At 69.3% G+C, this 16,289-nt stretch carries 15 protein-coding genes and 1 tRNA gene; 7 read left to right on the top strand and 9 right to left on the bottom strand.

The features are described from left to right. Positions 1-137: 137 nt before the first annotated feature. The 5 genes from ACFWV3_RS28315 to ACFWV3_RS28295 all read right to left on the bottom strand — a co-directional run bounded on the left by ACFWV3_RS28315 (position 138) and on the right by ACFWV3_RS28295 (position 5,467). Positions 138-2,081 (bottom strand): acetoacetate--CoA ligase, encoded by a 1,944-nt coding sequence (locus ACFWV3_RS28315; RefSeq protein ID WP_382415399.1) that lies wholly within the window; start codon positions 2,079-2,081, stop codon positions 138-140. A 75-nt stretch (positions 2,082-2,156) separates the two neighbouring features. Beyond that, positions 2,157-2,912 (bottom strand): ESX secretion-associated protein EspG, encoded by a 756-nt coding sequence (locus ACFWV3_RS28310; RefSeq protein ID WP_382415398.1) that lies wholly within the window; start codon positions 2,910-2,912, stop codon positions 2,157-2,159. Then, the gene (locus ACFWV3_RS28305) at positions 2,909-4,150 is read right to left on the bottom strand and encodes a hypothetical protein (RefSeq protein ID WP_382415396.1); all 1,242 of its coding nucleotides are present in this window, start codon (positions 4,148-4,150) and stop codon (positions 2,909-2,911) included. Before ACFWV3_RS28305 ends, ACFWV3_RS28310 begins: the two co-directional genes overlap by 4 nt. After that, entirely contained in the window at positions 4,147-4,689 is a 543-nt protein-coding gene (locus ACFWV3_RS28300) for a hypothetical protein (protein WP_382415394.1), read from the bottom strand. Before ACFWV3_RS28300 ends, ACFWV3_RS28305 begins: the two co-directional genes overlap by 4 nt. A 136-nt stretch (positions 4,690-4,825) precedes the next feature. Continuing rightward, the gene (locus ACFWV3_RS28295) at positions 4,826-5,467 is read right to left on the bottom strand and encodes a dienelactone hydrolase family protein (protein ID WP_382415392.1); all 642 of its coding nucleotides are present in this window, start codon (positions 5,465-5,467) and stop codon (positions 4,826-4,828) included. A 73-nt stretch (positions 5,468-5,540) separates the two neighbouring features. Here ACFWV3_RS28295 and hisC point away from each other — a divergent pair, with 73 nt between their 5' ends. Next, complete coding sequence (gene hisC, locus ACFWV3_RS28290) at positions 5,541-6,608, top strand: histidinol-phosphate transaminase (RefSeq protein ID WP_382415390.1); 1,068 nt, start codon at positions 5,541-5,543, stop codon at positions 6,606-6,608. Here hisC and ACFWV3_RS28285 read toward each other — a convergent pair whose 3' ends face one another. Together ACFWV3_RS28285 and ACFWV3_RS28280 are read right to left on the bottom strand one after the other, a co-directional pair. After that, positions 6,609-7,358: a sulfite exporter TauE/SafE family protein gene (locus ACFWV3_RS28285; protein ID WP_382415388.1), complete on the bottom strand. Its 750-nt coding sequence runs from the start codon at positions 7,356-7,358 to the stop codon at positions 6,609-6,611. It abuts the gene before it with no gap. Positions 7,359-7,479: 121 nt separating this feature from the next. Then, the gene (locus tag ACFWV3_RS28280; RefSeq protein WP_382415387.1) at positions 7,480-9,591 is read right to left on the bottom strand and encodes an SdrD B-like domain-containing protein; all 2,112 of its coding nucleotides are present in this window, start codon (positions 9,589-9,591) and stop codon (positions 7,480-7,482) included. Between the two features lie 159 nt (positions 9,592-9,750). On the opposite strand from ACFWV3_RS28280, the gene ACFWV3_RS28275 reads away from it, so the two are divergent. Both ACFWV3_RS28275 and ACFWV3_RS28270 read left to right on the top strand, forming a co-directional pair. Next, positions 9,751-10,182, top strand: coding sequence for a helix-turn-helix transcriptional regulator (locus ACFWV3_RS28275; RefSeq protein ID WP_382415385.1), 432 nt, complete (start codon positions 9,751-9,753; stop codon positions 10,180-10,182). Positions 10,183-10,193: 11 nt separating this feature from the next. Then, a complete protein-coding gene (locus tag ACFWV3_RS28270) occupies positions 10,194-10,598 on the top strand; it encodes a VOC family protein (RefSeq protein WP_382415383.1) in 405 nt (134 codons plus the stop codon). Positions 10,599-10,765: 167 nt separating this feature from the next. On the opposite strand, the gene ACFWV3_RS28265 is transcribed toward ACFWV3_RS28270, so the two are convergent. Together ACFWV3_RS28265 and ACFWV3_RS28260 are read right to left on the bottom strand one after the other, a co-directional pair. Then, a tRNA-Ser gene (locus tag ACFWV3_RS28265) sits at positions 10,766-10,850 on the bottom strand. Between the two features lie 28 nt (positions 10,851-10,878). Continuing rightward, positions 10,879-11,310, bottom strand: a complete 432-nt coding sequence (locus ACFWV3_RS28260) for a MarR family winged helix-turn-helix transcriptional regulator (protein WP_382415744.1) — start codon at positions 11,308-11,310, stop codon at positions 10,879-10,881. A 164-nt stretch (positions 11,311-11,474) separates the two neighbouring features. Between ACFWV3_RS28260 and ACFWV3_RS28255 the strand changes: the two genes are divergently transcribed. From ACFWV3_RS28255 to ACFWV3_RS28240, 4 genes are all read left to right on the top strand, one after another. After that, positions 11,475-13,190: a bifunctional metallophosphatase/5'-nucleotidase gene (locus tag ACFWV3_RS28255; RefSeq protein WP_382415381.1), complete on the top strand. Its 1,716-nt coding sequence runs from the start codon at positions 11,475-11,477 to the stop codon at positions 13,188-13,190. 96 nt (positions 13,191-13,286) lie between these two features. After that, positions 13,287-13,856, top strand: a complete 570-nt coding sequence (locus ACFWV3_RS28250; RefSeq protein ID WP_382415379.1) for a hypothetical protein — start codon at positions 13,287-13,289, stop codon at positions 13,854-13,856. A 52-nt stretch (positions 13,857-13,908) separates the two neighbouring features. Then, positions 13,909-14,676 (top strand): hypothetical protein, encoded by a 768-nt coding sequence (locus tag ACFWV3_RS28245; protein WP_382415378.1) that lies wholly within the window; start codon positions 13,909-13,911, stop codon positions 14,674-14,676. Positions 14,677-15,234: 558 nt separating this feature from the next. Beyond that, positions 15,235-16,131, top strand: a complete 897-nt coding sequence (locus ACFWV3_RS28240) for a neutral zinc metallopeptidase (RefSeq protein WP_382415376.1) — start codon at positions 15,235-15,237, stop codon at positions 16,129-16,131. The last annotated feature ends 158 nt before the right edge of the window (positions 16,132-16,289 follow it).

The following is a 16,289-nucleotide window of genomic DNA, read 5'->3' as shown; positions in this document are numbered from 1 at the left end:
CGACGCATAGGTTACACAGGTCCTCAACCGACTTGCAAAACGCCCCCCTCCCAACCCCGTCCGCGCTGGTCAGAGCACGTGCGCAGGGCCGGAGAAGGGCGTTAAACGCCTGGTCGCGGGGAACGGAGTGACCTAGATCATTCCGAGGCGAGTTCCAGGAACGGTTGGAGCGACTCGGGATTGCGCAGCGCTCCCCTGCTGACGGCCTTCTCGGGGTCGGCGCCGGCCAGGATCTTCTTGACCGGGACCTCGCACTTCTTGCCGTTCAGGGTGCGCGGGATCTCGGCGACGGCGACGAAGCGGTTCGGGACGTGGCGGGGTGAGAGCGACGAACGCAATTCGCGGCGCAGCACCGGTTCCACGTCGGCGAGCGCTACGCCGTCGAGGACCACGAAGCAGAGCAGTTCGCCTTCGGTGACGCCGGACGTGTCGATCACCAGCGAGTCGGCGACGCCGTCCACGGACTCGACGACGCGGTAGAACTCCGACGTGCCCATGCGGACGCCGCCGCGGTTCAGGGTCGAGTCGGAGCGACCGTAGATCACCGCCGAGCCGCGCGGGGTGATGCGGATCCAGTCGCCGTGGCGCCAGATGCCGGGGTAGGTGTCGAAGTACGCGTCGCGCAGGCGCTCGCCGGAGGAGTCGCCCCAGAAGAACACCGGCATCGACGGCATGGGCTTGGTGATCACGAGCTCGCCGACCTCGTCCGCCAAGGCCGCACCGGACTCGTCGAAGGCGAAGACCGAGGCGCCCAGCGCCCGGCAGGAGAGCTCGCCCAGCCACACCGGGCGGTCGGGGGACGAGGCCACGAACGCCGTGCAGAGGTCGGTGCCACCGGAGACCGAGGCGATCTGGACGTCCTTGCCGACGGCCGCGGCGATCCAGCGGAAGCCTTCCGGCGTCAGGGGTGCGCCGGTCGAGCCGACCACGCGCAGGCCCGTCAGGTCGTAGGTCGCCGACGGGTCGAGGCCTTCCTTGAGGCACGACTGGACGTACGGCGCCGAGGTGCCGAAGTAGGTGACGCGGTGCTGTTCGGCCAGGTGCCACAACGTGTTCAGCGACGGGTAGGCCGGGCTGCCGTCGTACAGGACGATCGTGGCGCCGACCAGCAGGCCGCCCACGAGGTAGTTCCACATCATCCAGCCGGTGGTGGTGAACCAGAAGAAGCGGTCGCCTGGGCCGAGGTCGCCGTGCAGGGCGAGCATCTTCAGGTGCTCCACCACGATGCCGCCGTGGCCCTGGACGATGCCCTTGGGCAGGCCCGTGGTGCCCGACGAGTAGAGCACCCACAGCGGGTGGTCGAACGGCACCGGCGTGAACTCCAGCGGCGCGCCCTCGAACGAGCTCAGCAGTTCCGCGAACGACAGCGTGTCCGGCAGCGTGGACCCGTTGTCCAGGTAGTCGACCAGGACGGTGGCGCGCAGGCCCGGCAGCTGCGCGCGGATCTCCTCGACGACCGGGCGGCAGTCGAACGACCGTCCGTTGTAGACGTAGCCGGAGACCGCGACGAACACCGCGGGCTCGATCTGGGTGAAGCGGTCGGCGACGGCGCGGGCGCCGAAGTCCGGGGAGCACGACGACCACGTGGCGCCCAGCGAGGCGGCCGCCAGGAAGGCGATCAGGGCCTCGGGGGCGTTCGGCACGAGTGCGACCACCCGGTCGCCCCGCGAGACGCCCAGCGAGGCCAGCGCGGCCCGGAAAGCGGCCACGCGCGACCGCAGCGCGCCGAACGTCAGCGACGAGGCGAGGCCGTCCTCGCGGTGGAAGATCACGGCGAGGTCGTCGTCGTCACCTCGGCGCAGCGCGTGCTCGGCGTAGTTCAGCGTCGAGCCGGGGAACCACTGCGCGCCCGGCATCTCCGCCGAGCCCAGCACGCGCTCGGGAGCCGTGTGGAACCGGACGTCGAAGTACTCCGCGATGGCGCCCCAGAACCCCTCGAGGTCGGCGACGGACCACTCCCACAGCGACTCGTAGTCGGGGAAGTCGTGGCCCCGCTCGGCGAGCCAGGAGCGGAACGCGGTCATCCCGTTGTCCCTCGTGGGGTCCGGGCGCCACAGCAGTTCGACGTCGGTGTCGGTCATGCCCCATGTCTAACCCAGGCAGAACCGCACGTCCATGTGTGATTGGCGGACTTGCGCACACCCGCCTGTGTGGACCTATCCCGCCGCGAGCAGCTCGTCGACGGCGCTGGTCAACCGCGACGCGTCGGCGGGCGCCAGCACCAGCCAGCCGTCCTGCTTGCGCAGGAGGTAGCGGCCCTCGCGCGTGTCGAGCCACGACACCGAACGGCCGGTCGGGCGCGGCACGCCGTCGCGGTTGCGGGCGGTCAGACCGAGCTCGCCGCCGCCGATGCGGGACGTGACGAGGCGCAGCAGCGTGTGCGCCTCGGGTTCGCGGACGCCGGCGTCGCGCAGGACGTCGAGGAACGCCTGCTTGCCCTCCTGCTCCCCCGCCCTGCCCGCGCGCACGTAGTCGTCCCAGCGCACGTTCACGGCGCGTCCCGTGCCTGGTGCGAGGCCTGGCAACGAGGACACCGTGGCCGAGGCCAGCGACGTGGGGCGGAACGGGTAGAGGTGCACCTCGCCGTTCACGCGGGCGCCGAACGCGCCGCCCCAGCCCGCGCAGGCGATGCCGCGGGCCAGTTCGGTGCCCTTGAAGAACGCGATCTCCAGCGCCCTGTCGAACTCGCCGAGGCCCGCGACCAGCGCGCGGAGGTCGGGATCGGGGCGCTGGACCGTGCCGAGCCGACGAGCCAGCAGGGTCTGCGAGCTCGCTTCGACGAGGCGCTGCCGCGCCGCACGGGTGGCCCCGACGTGGGGCGTCCCGAGCGGCACGGTGCGGTCCTCGCCGTGCACGGCTTGCCACAGCAGGAAGAACTCCTGCGAGCTCACCGTGAACTGGCGTTCGCTCACTGACCGATCACCGGCGGAGCTGCCTTGCGGTCCAAGCCGAACACGTTGTCGTCCTCTTCCAGGTAGCTCGCGCTCTTGTGCTCACGCGCGTCGTCGCCACGGCCACCTGCGCCGGCCGCGCCACCGGCCATCGGCGCACCGCCCATCGCGAGCGGGTTCTGGAACGCCTTCGTCTGGTTGCCGGCCGCCGAGGCAGCCGCGGCCGCACCGGCACCACCGCGGGTGGTCTCGTTGACGCCCGCCGTGCCACCGGAGATGCCGGGACCGGCCGCACCGCCCGCGCCACCGCCGCCGCCCTGGCCACCGGAGCCGGAGTTGAACGGACGGGCCATGCCCATGCCGCCACCGAAGCCGCCGCCACCACCGCGTCCACCGCCGAAGCCACCGCCGCCGCGCGACGAGGTGCTCGTGGTGCCGCGGTTCTGGTTGTTCGTGCCGGTCGTCGCCACGGGAGCGCCCGTCGCGCCGCCGGGGGTCGTGTCGGTGCCCGGCGTCTTGGTGCCGCCCAGGTCAGGCGTGGTCGGCGTCGGGTTGATCGGGTTGACCGGAGGCGTGAACTGCGTCGGCACGGTCTGGTCGACCGCGGCCGAGTTGCGCTGGAACGCCGCCATGACGTCCGCGGCACGGCGGTGCGAGGCGTCGTTGGCCGCGAGGGTGTCGACGGGGCTGGTGCCGATCGCCTCGAAGTTCGCGAACTCGCCGGTCGTGCGCACCAGGCGTGCGTCCTGCACGGCGCTGTAGCTGTCGAGCTGCTCGGACGCGAGCAGCCGGTCGCGCAGCACCGGCTTGACGGTCTCGTTCGCCACCGGCGCCTCCGGAGCGGCCGGAGGTGGCGGCATCGCGGCGCGGGCGGCCTCGACGTTGTTCGTCTCGGTCGTGATGGCCGCGGAGACCTTGGTGGCGTAGTTCGCGGTGTCGTCGACCCAGTTGGTGACCTCGGTGAGGCCGTCGCGGGCGAGACGCGCGGACTCGCTGTCCCAGCCGACGCTCGAGTCCTCGACGGCCTTGAGCAGGTTGGACCGCACGCCGGCGATGTCCTCGCCGATCTTCGCCCAGTTCGTGGCGGCGGCCTGGGCACCGTCGAGGTTCACGCCCGTGTGCACCATGTTGTAGAGCTGCTCGTGCGTGTACGTCATCCAGTCGACCGGCTCGTGCAGGTCGCTGCGGTCGTACTTGCGGTCGTCGCCGTGGTGCGACCCGTTGCCGTTGCCGCCCTTGTTGTTCGATCCGTAGCTCACCAGGACCCCCCGGCGTTCTTCATCGACTTCTCGGCTTCTTCGTCGGCGTCGCGCATGGTGTCGCGGTTGCGGCTCAGTGCGTTGCTGATGTCGTCGAGGACCTTGAAGAGGTCGAGCAACGCCTTCGCGGCACCGGAGTCCTCGCCGACGGCGAGGTCGTTGAACCGGGCGCTGATCGCCTTGGCGACGGGGTTCTCCCCGAGCTGCAGCGGCGTGGCGAGCTGGTCGGTCGCGCGTTTCCACAGGTCCATGACCTGGTCGCGGGCGGCGTCGACGGCCTTGATCAGGGCGTCCGCCGCTTCGAAGTCGAGCGTCAGCTTGCCGCTGTCCGCTGCCTGGTCGAGCTTGGCCGCGGCGTGGCTCGCGTCCGCCTTGTCGGCCAGCATCTGCTGCTGGAGCGCGGGTTTCACCGCCGCCAGCTGTTCCGCCGTGATCGGCACGGTGGTCGACGTGGTCGTCGCCGTAGTCGGATCGGGCGTCACCACCGGCGCCGCCCCCGTGCCTGTCGTCGTCCCACTCGTCCCAGTGCCTTCAGCCATCCCTCACAACCCCCTGCACTGCATAACTCGTCACCGCAGCACTGGGCGTTACCGATCACCACACCCAGTCAGCCGTCCGAAGCACTTCTTAGATGTACCTGGACGCCTGTTCGGTTCCAATCCGCCGGAAAGACCCTTACCTCATGTGTGCGTCGAACCAGTTCAACGCACGAGACCATGCTTCGTCACTCGAAACGTCGAAACGGATGAGATCTGACGCGGTTTCCGAACTGATCACAGCATCACGAAGCTTGCTCACTTCTTCCGAGTCGTCGTCGCGGTAGATGCCGAGCCACGGGCACGACAGGTCCGCGGCGACGTCGACCAGCGCGGGAAGCCCGTCCGAGAGCGGTTCGAGGATGCCGGGCCCCTGCACGGTGACGGCCGCGCCGATCGAGCGGCTCGCGGCGACCACCATGGCGACGGTGCCGCCGGTGTCGAAGCCGACGACGCCCATCCGGTCCGCACTGACGCCCTGCTGCCCGAGCCACACGAACGCGACGTCGGTGTCGGCGAGCAGGCGGTCGCCGGAGAGCTTGCTGACCCGGTCCCGGATGTCGTCGCCGTGCACGCGGTCCTCGTCGTAGAGGTGCGGTGCGATGGCGAGCCAGCCCTCGGCGGCCAGGCTGCTGACGAGTGTCCGCACGCCCGTCGTGATGCCGCGGGCCTCGTGCAGCACCACGAGACCACCCCGTACGGCGGAGTCGGGTTCGGCGATCGTCACCCGCAGCTCACGGCCGTCGGTGAGGGAAAGCGTCTCGATGCGGGTAGTGGTCATGACCCACCCTCGCACGTCAGGGTGAACTCCAGTCAACGTGACCAATCGGACGGAGCAGTGCGAGGATCGGACCATGACCGTGCGAACCCGTGCTGACCTGGCGTCCCTGCCGTCCTACGTGCCCGGCAGGACCATCCCCGGCGCCATCAAGCTCGCGAGCAACGAGGTGTCGGCGGGCCCGCTGCCGAGCGTCGTCCAGGCGATCGCCGACGCCGCCACCGCCATCAACAGGTACCCGGACTCCGGCAGCACCGAGCTGACCGCTCGCCTGTCCGAGAAGCTCGGCGTGCCCGCGGACCACCTCGCCCTCGGCTGCGGCTCGGTGACCCTGTGCCAGCAGCTCGTCCAGGCCACCTGCACCGAGAACGACGAGGTGCTGTTCGCCTGGCGGTCCTTCGAGGCCTACCCGATCGTCACGCACGTGGCGGGCGCGAAGCAGATCCGCGTGCCGTTGAACTCGGAGCACACGCACGACCTGGACGCGATGCTGGCGGCGATCACGCCGAACACGCGCATGGTCTTCGTCTGCAACCCGAACAACCCGACGGGCACCGCGCTGCGCACCGAGGAGATCGAGGCGTTCATCGCCCGCGTGCCCGACGACGTGCTGGTGGTGCTCGACGAGGCCTACAAGGAGTTCGTGGACGACGCGCACGTCCCGGACGGCGTCGAGCTGGCCAAGCAGCTGTGGGCGACCGGCCGCGACAACGTGGCGGTGCTGCGGACGTTCTCCAAGGCCTACGGTCTCGCGGGCCTGCGGATCGGCTACGCGGTGGCGCCGCCGGCCGTCGCCGAGGTGCTGCGCAAGGTGTACGTGCCGTTCTCGGTGAACGCCCTGGCGCAGGTGGCCGCGCTGGCCTCGCTGAACGCCGAGGACGAGCTGATGGTCCGCTGCCGCGCGATCGTCGCCGAGCGCATCCGCGTGCGCGGCGAGCTGCTGGCGATGGGCTACCAGGTGCCGGAGACCCAGGCGAACTTCGTGTGGCTGCCGCTGGGCGAGCGCACCGCGGAGTTCAACGAGCACTGCCTGGCGCACAAGGTCGTGGTGCGCGCGTTCGTGGGCGAGGGTGCCCGCGTGACGATCGGCGAGCCGGACGAGAACGACGCCTTCCTGGCCGCCGCCCGCGCGTTCGCGCTGTAGCTACTTGGTGAGCAGCTGAACGATCGCCGCGACTCCCACCACCACGATGACGCCGCGCAACACGGCGGGTGGGAGTTTGCGGCCGATCTTCGCCCCGATCTGCCCGCCGACGACCGACCCGACGGCCAGCAGCAGCACGGCCAGCCACGCCACGTCGGCGATGAAGATGAACATGACCCCGGCGACCAGGTTCACGAACGCCGTCAGCACGTTCTTCAGCGCGTTGAGCCGCTGCAGGTGCTCACTGACGAGCACGCCCATCAGCCCCATGACGAGCACGCCCTGCGCCGCACCGAAGTAGCCGCCGTAGATGCCCGCCGCGAACACGCCGAACCACAGCAGCACGCCGCCGTCGTTGTCGTTGCGCCGGTCCGCGAGCTTGCGGTTGAGCCACGGCTGGACGACCACCAGGACCAGCGCGATCACGATCAGCACGGGCACGATCGCGGTGAAGGCCTTGTCCGGCAACGTCACCAGCAGGATCGCGCCGACGATGCCACCGAAGATCGACGCGGGCAGCAGCCTCTTGATCCGCCCGGCCTGCCCCTTGAGCTCCTCGCGATACCCCCAGGCACCCGACAGCGAACCGGGCACCAATCCCAGGCTGTTGGACACGTTGGCGACCACGGGCGGGTAGCCGACGGCGAGCAGCACCGGGAAGGTCACGAGCGTGCCGCTGCCGACGACGGTGTTGATGCCGCCTGCGAACACACCCGCGATGACCACCACGATTGCTTCCCAGACCGTCATGTCACCCCCAGATACCCGATGGTTCGCGACGCTAACACTCCGTTCGGACCAGCGAACTGTGGCGCTGATGACAACGGGCCGCCACTCAGCGTGAGTGGCGGCCCGTTCCGTTCCGGCGGGGTCAGGCGATCCGGCGCCTGCCGATCACGCTGGCGCCGACGCCGAAGGCGACGAGCAGCGCGCCCAGGACTCCGAGCCCCAGCACGCTGGCACCGGTCTTGGCCAGCGCGTCGACGCTGCCACCACCGGCACCCGCGCCACCGGCGGGAGCGGCCGGCCCGGTGACGCCACCGTGGTCCGGAGCAGGGCCGGGAACGACCGGGAAGCCGTACTTCCACTCGCTGCCGGCGTAAACGGCGACGTGACCGCCCCACTCGCCTTCGAACTGCCATGGCCCGTCGACCCACGCGAAGTACGTCCCCGCGGGAACGCGGTCGAAGCGCACGTGGCCCTTGTCGTCGGAGAACGTCTCGGCGACGTCCACGCCGAGCTCCCGGTCGCGCAGCACGATCCGGGTGTTGCCGATCGCCTCGCCCGCGTCGACCGTCCAGTTCCCGTTGCGGTCGTAGTAGAGCTCCCCGGCGACGGAACCGAACCCGCCGGGAACCCGCGCCGAGTCGAACGCCTCGGCGGCGTCGGTGTTCCACCCGGCGTGAGGCGCGAACCCGCAGGACGCGATGACCTTGCCGAAGGTGATGCCGGCCGGCGGCACCTTCTCGACCACGACGATCGTCCTGGTCTCACCGGCCTCGACCGTCACGCCAGCGCCGCGCAGATCGCCCCAGCCCGGCGGGTTGGGCTCGCTGATCCGCCCGCCGAACTGGTTCTCGTCACCGATCCGGTTGCACCAGGCCTGGATGGCGGTCATCGCCCGGTCGCCCGAGTTGGTCAGCGTGATCGTGATCCGGGCGTCCTCATCGGCCTGGTAGACCTCCTTGTCGAGCGTGAGGGTCGCGCTCAGCGACTCGCTGTACGGACGCTCCGCGCGGGCGACCAGCTCGAGCGGTGCACCCGGCTGGACGCGGGCCTTCGACTCCGTGCCGTCCGAGTGCACGACCCAGCCGCCGGCGATGGTGTAGCCGACGTAGTAGTCGCCCGACGGGATGTCGTTGAACGAGTAGCGACCGTTGGCGTCGGTCGTCGTCTTGAAGTAGCCGTAGGGCGCCCCGCCGTTGGCCTCGACCACCGCGTCCGCAGCGGCCTCGCCGGCGTCCTGCTGCCCGTTGCGGTTCTTGTCGTTGTAGACGACACCGGTGATGCTGCCCTTGCTCTGCACGACGGCGACCTCACCGTGGTACCCGCTCTGGTGCGGGTTCGGCCGGCCGTCGTAGGCGATGCTGCCCCAGAGGACGAGCTTGCCGTCCCGGAACTCGCGGATCGTGCCCGTGGCCTCGAACGTGCGGGACTCACCGGGAGCGAGCAGGATGCCGGCGCCGCGGTACCCGAAGTCGCCCCACTGCTCCTCCGGCGTGGTGACGTCGAAGATCGGGAAGTCCAGCTTGACGTGCTCCGCGTTCTGCCCGCCGACATTGGTGACGTTCAGCCAGAAGCGCACGGTCTCGTGCGACTGGTAGCTCGACTTCTCGAACCACAGGGTGCCGCGCGGGCTCGGCGGGGCCGCACCGGGCGCGAGCGCGAGCGTCGTCTCCCCACCGGACTCGGTGACCTGGACGTCCAGGCCGGCGCTCCCGTTGGTGAACTTCCACGCGGGGTCGATCGTGAGCCAGTACCCGCCGACGGGGAGACCGGTGAACTCGGACCAGCCGTCGGCACCGCTGCTGCGCTCCGCGACGGCACCGGTCCGCTTGTCCCTGAAGGCGACCTTGACGCCGACGAGCTGCTCGCCCGGATCGAAGTACCCGTTCCCGTTCTTGTCCTGGAAGGTCCTGACCTTGAAGCTGCCGACGGCCGCGGCCTTGTCGGGCTCGTCGCCCTTCGGCGGTTCGGGCGCGTTCTCCGGCGTAGAGGGAGGCGTCGACTGCTCCGAGGTCGACGGCGGCGCCGACTCGGTGCTCGACGGCGGCGTCGACTCCGATGTGGACGGTGGAGTGCTCGGCACGCTCGTCGGCGTCTGCTCGACGCTGGTCGGCGCCTGCTCGACGCTGGTCGACGACGGCGTCTCCGGCTCGTCCTGCGCGAACGCACCGGCGGTGGCCGCGCCGAACGACAGGACGACAGCGGTGGTCAGTGCCCCGATTCTGAGCAGGGCACGGCTGACCGATCTCTCGGACAAGATGAATCCCCCATTAAGAACGTCGATGATCGTTCGCCGACGTCAAGCCCCCGCACGCGTCGGCAGAACCGCGGCCAAGCTACCTGAGCGACCGCACCCGCGAAAGCCTGTTTCTTCCACTTTCAATGGATCTGTGAAGTTCCGCTCGACCCGGGTGGCATGCTGGCCGGCGTGACCCCGGAGGACCTGGCGCACCTGCGCCGGGCACGCGACCTGATGGACCGCGAGTACGCCAGACCGCTGGACGTACCCGCGATGGCCCGCGCCGCCCTGATGTCGCCGTCGCACTTCTCCCGCCGGTTCCGCGCGGCCTACGGCGAGACCCCGTACGGCTACCTGATGACCAGACGCATCGAGCGCGCCAAAGCGTTGCTGCGCCTTGGGAAGCTCACGGTCACCGAGGTATGTGTCGAGGTCGGCTGCACCTCGCTGGGCTCGTTCTCCGCCCGCTTCACCGAGCTGGTCGGCGAGTCCCCCTCGGCCTACCGCGCCCGTTCTCACTCGTCCCTGGCCGGAGTGCCGGGGTGCCGTCTTTCCGGCCTCACGAGACCGAGCAGGTTTCGAGAAGCGCCGGGTGCCCGTCCTCTTTAGCGTCTCGGAACATGAAGCTCTCGCACACGTTCCTCTTCGTCCGCGACCAGGACGAGGCCTTGAAGTTCTACCGCGACGCCCTGGGCCTGGAGGTCCGCACCGACGCGCGAATCGAGGACTACCGCTGGCTCACCGTCGGTCCCGCCGACCAGCCGGACTTGGAGATCGGCCTGTCCCACATCGGTCCGCCCGTGCCGCCGACCGACTACGAGGCGCTGCACGCGTTGCTGGCCAAGGGCTCCCTGCAGGGCATCATCTTCGCGGTCCCGGACGTGGACGCGAAGTTCGAGCAGGTCCGCGCAGCCGGCGCCGAGGTGTTGCAGGAGCCCGTCGACCAGCCCTACGGCGTCCGCGACTGCGCGTTCCGCGACCCGTCCGGCAACATGGTCCGCTTCTCGTCGCCGCGCTTCGCCTAATTCAGTTCTCGTTTTCTGTCGCGGTGTTTTCCTGATGCTCTCTGGCGCACACGCAGACAAGGTCGATGCCATGTCAGCCCCCGGACACACCGGGTGCCAATGCGCCTCCTTGAACCCCAAAGGGGTCGTGAAGGCCTCCCGACAGCCTTCACAACCCCTCTGAACTGCGGAAGCGGAGGGATTTGAACCCCCGGACGGTTGCCCGTCTCCCGCTTTCAAGGCGGGTGCATTCGGCCGCTCTGCCACGCTTCCAAGACGCCGAGGGCGTCCGGCGAGAAGCCTAGCCGTTCGCCTCGCGCAGGTGTGTCATGACCCGGTCGAACACCTTGGCCAGCACCTCGCCCTCCTCGGGCGTCAGCAGGTCGACGATGTGAGCGCGCACGCCTCGCAGGTGAGTTGGGGCGGCTGCCACCAGCAAGGTCATTCCCTTGGGGGTCAGCTCGGCCAGGACGCCTCGGCCGTCCTCGGTGCACTCGCGGCGGGAGACGAGGCCCGCCTTCTCCATGCGGGCGACCTGGTGGGAGACGCGGGACTTCGAGGAGGCGACGTCTTCTGCCAGCTGGGTCATGCGCATGCGGCGCTCGGGCTGTTCGGAGAGGCGGACCAGGACCTCGTAGTCGGCGAGTGACACTCCGTGGGCGTCCTGCAGCTCTCGGTGCAGGCGGTCCATGAGCATGGAGGAACCGCTCACGTAGGTACGCCACGCGCGCATCTCGCCCTCGTCGAGCCAGTGCGGCTCGTGCTCACTTGGTGTCACGGGAACAAGGCTAGACGGCCGGATGACGGTTCAGTCATTCCTCTGGAAAACGCGGCCTTCTGGAGGCAGACTCCTCCGCCGTACACGCGCGTTAACCACGCCTTCGAAAGGCTCTACCCATGAGTTCGTTCAGACGGCTTTCCGTTCTGGCGATCACCGCCGCCGCGGCCACTGTCATCAGCGCTACCGGGCCTGCCCAGGCCGATGTCCAGTCACTGCGCGGTCGGGGCACGGTTGACGTGCGCCTGATCGGCATCAACGACCTCCACGGCAACATCGAGCCGCCGACCGGGTCGTCCGGACGCGTCATCCTTCCCGACGGCACGACCGTCGACGCCGGTGGCGCCGCCTACAACGCCACGCACATCAAGAACCTCCAGAAGGAGGTCAAGAACTCCGTCATCGTCGGGCAGGGCGACCTGATCGGCGCGTCGCCGATCGTGTCGGCGTTGTTCCACGACGAGCCGACGATCGAGGTGCTCAACAAGGTCGGCATGGACGCGACCGCGGCGGGCAATCACGAGTTCGACGAGGGCTACAAGGAGCTCCTGCGCATCCAGCGCGGCGGGTGCCACCCGGTCGACGGGTGCCAGTTCAGCGACAAGTACAAGGGCGCGAACTTCCCCATCCTCGGCGCCAACGTCACGGACGCCAAGCACGGGCTGCCGGCTCTGCCGCCGTTCTGGGTCGAGATCCGCGACGGGATCCCGATCGGCTTCATCGGCATGCCGCTCAAGGACGTGCCGATCCTGGTGGACCCGAACGGCATCAAGGAGATCCAGTTCGGTGACGAGGTGAAGGCGGCCAACAAGTACGCCAACCTCCTCGACGCCATCGGCGTCAAGTCGATCGTGCTGCTCGTGCACCAGGGCGACCAGGTCACCTCCACCGGTGGCGGCCCCAACGCGTGCAACGTCGCGGCCAACAACCCCGGCAGCGTCATCGCCACGCAGGTCAGCCCGAAGATCGACGCGGTCTTCTCCGGCCACAGCCACCAGCACTACAACTGCGTGGTCAAGGACCCGGCCGGCAACCCGCGCCCGTTCATCGAGGGCCTCGCCTTCGGCCGCGAGCTCAGCGTCGTCGACCTGAAGATCGACCGCCGCACGCGCGACGTGATCCGCGGCGAGACCAAGGCCGACAACAAGATCGTCACCCGCACGGTCACGCCGGACCCGGCCATCCAGTCGGTGATCGACCTGGCCAAGACGAAGTCCGCCCCGATCGCCAACAAGCAGGTCGGCACGATCAGCGCGGACATCCTCAAGGTGCAGAACCCGGCCGGCGAGTCGCAGCTCGGCAACCTGATCGCGGACTCGCAGCTCGCGGCCACCTCCGGCAACGGCGCGGTGCTCGCGCTGATGAACCCCGGTGGCGTCCGCGCGGACCTCACCTACGCCGGCTCGCCCGCGGGCGAGGGCAACGGCGTGGTGACCTACGGCGAGGCGTTCACCGTGCAGCCGTTCGGCAACATCCTGCAGACGGTCACGCTGACCGGCACGAACATCAAGGCCGTGCTGGAGCAGCAGTTCACCGCGGCCAGGACGTTCGTGCTGCAGCCGTCGTCCGGCCTGAAGTACACCTGGTCGGCGTCGGCCCCGTTCGGCTCGAAGGTCTCGAACGTCACGCTCAACGGCGCTCCGCTCGACCCGAACGCGAGCTACCGCGTGACGATCAACAGCTTCCTGCAGGGCGGCGGTGACGGCTTCAGCGAGTTCACCAAGGGCACGGCCATCACCGGTGGTGGCATCGACCTGGACGCGTTCTCCGCCTACCTGACGGCGCACCCGAACCAGGCCCCGCCCGCGCTCGACCGCATCACGCAGACCTCGTAACCGCGGACGCGTGCGAAGGCCATCCCGGCGGCGAAAGTCGCCGGGATGGCCTTTTTCGCGTGTCCGGTTGCTCCATTTGATCTAGGGTGAGGGTCGATGTCGTGGTTGCGTCGGCTCCTCCTGCTCGCCGGTCTGGTGACCGGCGCCTGGCTGCTGGGCGGCGCAGGCGAGGCGAACGCCGACGTGACGATCGAGATCGACCAGCTCCGGGTCGAGGTCGCGCTCCCCGTGGTGGACATCGGGCTCGAGGTCGAGACCGGGCTCGTGCCGCAGCCGCCGGAGACACCGGTCCCGCCGAAACCTGACCCGCGCGTCGAGGTTCCCGAACGACCTCCCGCACCGCAGGCACCACCAGTCGTCGAAGCGCCGGTCCAGGTCGAGACACCGCCACAGGCGCAGAACCCGCCGGCGTCGACAACGGCGACGGAACCCGCGGAGTCCGTTCCCGTCCCGCAGCAGCCGCGATCGCAGGCGGAGCAGCAGCCGGTCACCGGCACGCTCCCGCAGAGCGGCGCCGGGGCGACGACGAGCACCACCCAGACGCCGGCGGGCACGCTGCCGCACGTGATGCGGCCGCCCACCACCACGGCGTCCCTCGTCAGCACCGAACAACGCGACGCACCGCGCACCGTGCGCGCGGAGGAACCGACGTTCTCCCCCGACTGATCTCCCGCGCTTCCACCCGGATCAGTCACCTCACGCGTCAGGGAGAACAGTCATGCGCAAGAACCTCAACCGAACGATGTCCGCGGCTCTGCTGACCGGCGGCATCCTCGTCGCGACCGCCGGCTGGGCCCAGGCGGTCCCGGTGCCGGTCAACGTCGACGACGAGGTCCGCGTCGGCAACCTCGTGAGCGTCCCGGTCAAGATCTGCGGCAACGCGATCAACGTGCTGGGCACCGGTGACGCCACGTGCGAGGAGAAGCCCGCCGCGCGCGTCCAGGCCGACAAGGCGCTCGTCTCCGCACCCGTCACGGTGTGCGGCAACGCGGTCGGCGTCGCCGGCGGCGGCAACGGCAGCTGCGGCGACACGAAGCCCGAGCAGGCCGACGGCACGATCGAGGCGCCGATCACCGTCTGCGGCACCAGCGCGGCCGTGCTCGGCACCGCAACCGGCGACTGCGGCGAGGCCCAGGCAGGGGAGCCCCAGCCGGAAGAGCCGGAGCAGCCCGGACAGCCGCAGCCCGAACAGCCGCAGCCGGAGCAGCCGGGTGGTCAGAACCCCGGTGGCGGCAACGACAACGGCAACGGGAACACCGGTGACAACTCCGGCGGCGGGGACACCGGCGACGACTCGGGCGCCGGTACCCCGCAGACCGGCGACAAGGCGTCCCAGAAGGTGTCGGAGAAGGTCTCCCAGGCGGCCGCGGTTCCGAGCCTCTCGCGGACCGGCGCCGATCCGCTCGAGTTCCTGCTGGTCGGCCTCGGATTGATGACCGCGGGCGTGATGACGCGTCGCGGAGCACGTCGCATCACCAATTCCTGATCATTTCCCACAATCGCCCGGTGAGTGCCCACTCACCGGGCGATTGCTGTCTGCACAGTCGATCTCCGCAGGTCACCCGGTTGACTTCACCAATTCAGGTTTGGCGTGAGGTGTTGAGATATGGGGTGATCAAGCGCATGCTCGATAACGAGCTGGCAACCGGACGGTGAATGAACTAGACCACCGGGGGCCACGCCCGGAAGGGGTAGGTGGTGCTGTGCAGGTATCTCCTCGCTGTGGCGAAACGCGGTCTGTCGCATCCCCGCGAGCGGACTGGACGTGACCGGTCCGACCGCGACTGCGTAGCGACGGACACGAGGTTTCGGGTGCCCAGGCGCCGTCAGGCGTCGCTCGGCGCACTTCGACGCTGTTGAGCTCGGCATCGCTGACGTCTCATGGCGTCACCGGCCGAGCGCCACGCCAACCTTCGTGGGCCGTAGTCGTCACTACCAAATGGGAAAGCCTTGGTGCGGTGCCCCGACGTCGGGCTCCGCACCAAGGCATGTTTCGTGCTTTATCGTTTGCGGCACCCATGGGGTCCTTAACAGGAGGATTGCGGTGCAGTTCAACGAAGGCGCGGATCTCGATCTTTCTCAGGTTTCGGACCAGCGGGGCGTCGGCGGACGCGTCGCCGGTGTCGGCGGCGGCCTCGGCGTGGTCGGTCTGATCATCTACTTCCTGGTCCAGCAGTTCACCGGCATCCAGCTGCCCACGAGCGGGCTGGAGGGCATGGGCAACAACACCCAGGTCGAGTCGAGCCAGCTGGCCGAGAAGTGCAAGACCGGCGCCGACGCGAACCGCGACGGCGACTGCCGGATCGTCGCCACGATCAACTCGATCCAGGCGTTCTGGACCGACCAGTTCGCCCGCTCCGGCAAGAGCTACCAGGTCACCAAGACCAACTTCTTCCGCGACAGCGTCAACACCCGCTGCGGCAACGCGACCTCCGCGACCGGCCCGTTCTACTGCCCCGCGGACTCGCAGGTGTACATCGACCTCGACTTCTTCAACGAGCTGCGCACCAAGTTCGGTGCGACCGGCGGCCCGTTCGTCGAGGCCTACGTGCTGGCGCACGAGTACGGCCACCACGTGCAGAACCAGCTCGGCACCTCGGACAGGGTCGGCAGGGAGACCGGTCCGACCTCGGGCTCGGTGCGCCTCGAGCTGCAGGCCGACTGCTACGCGGGCGCGTGGGGCAAGGCCGCGACGACGACCCCGTCGGCCAACGGCCAGCCGCTGATCACGAACATCACGCAGGAGGACATCGCGGCGGCACTGGATGCGGCGTCGCGCATCGGTGACGACTTCATCCAGAGCGAGCTCGGCGGCGGGCGCGTGGACACGACCCAGTTCACCCACGGCAGCTCGGCGCAACGGCAGAAGTGGTTCAACACCGGGCTGCAGACCGGCGACCCGGCGCGGTGCAACACGTTCGACACGAACAACCTGGGCTGACCGGTCGCCCGACCGAAATTGTCAGACCTGTCTGGAAAAATGAAAGCAGGGGTCCCCTTGGCGGGCAGGGTCCCGGCAAAGTCATTTTGGCTTGTCAGGTGGGGATTCCGAGGAGTTGGAGTGGTCGGGTGGGGTTGCGGGCCATGGCTCGTAGCCCT

Source organism: Lentzea sp. NPDC059081 (genome assembly GCF_042738015.1).
Taxonomy (GTDB): Bacteria; Actinomycetota; Actinomycetes; order Mycobacteriales; family Pseudonocardiaceae; genus Lentzea.
Note: the sequence above shows the minus strand (reverse complement) of the source record. Positions and strands in the feature narration are given on the sequence as shown.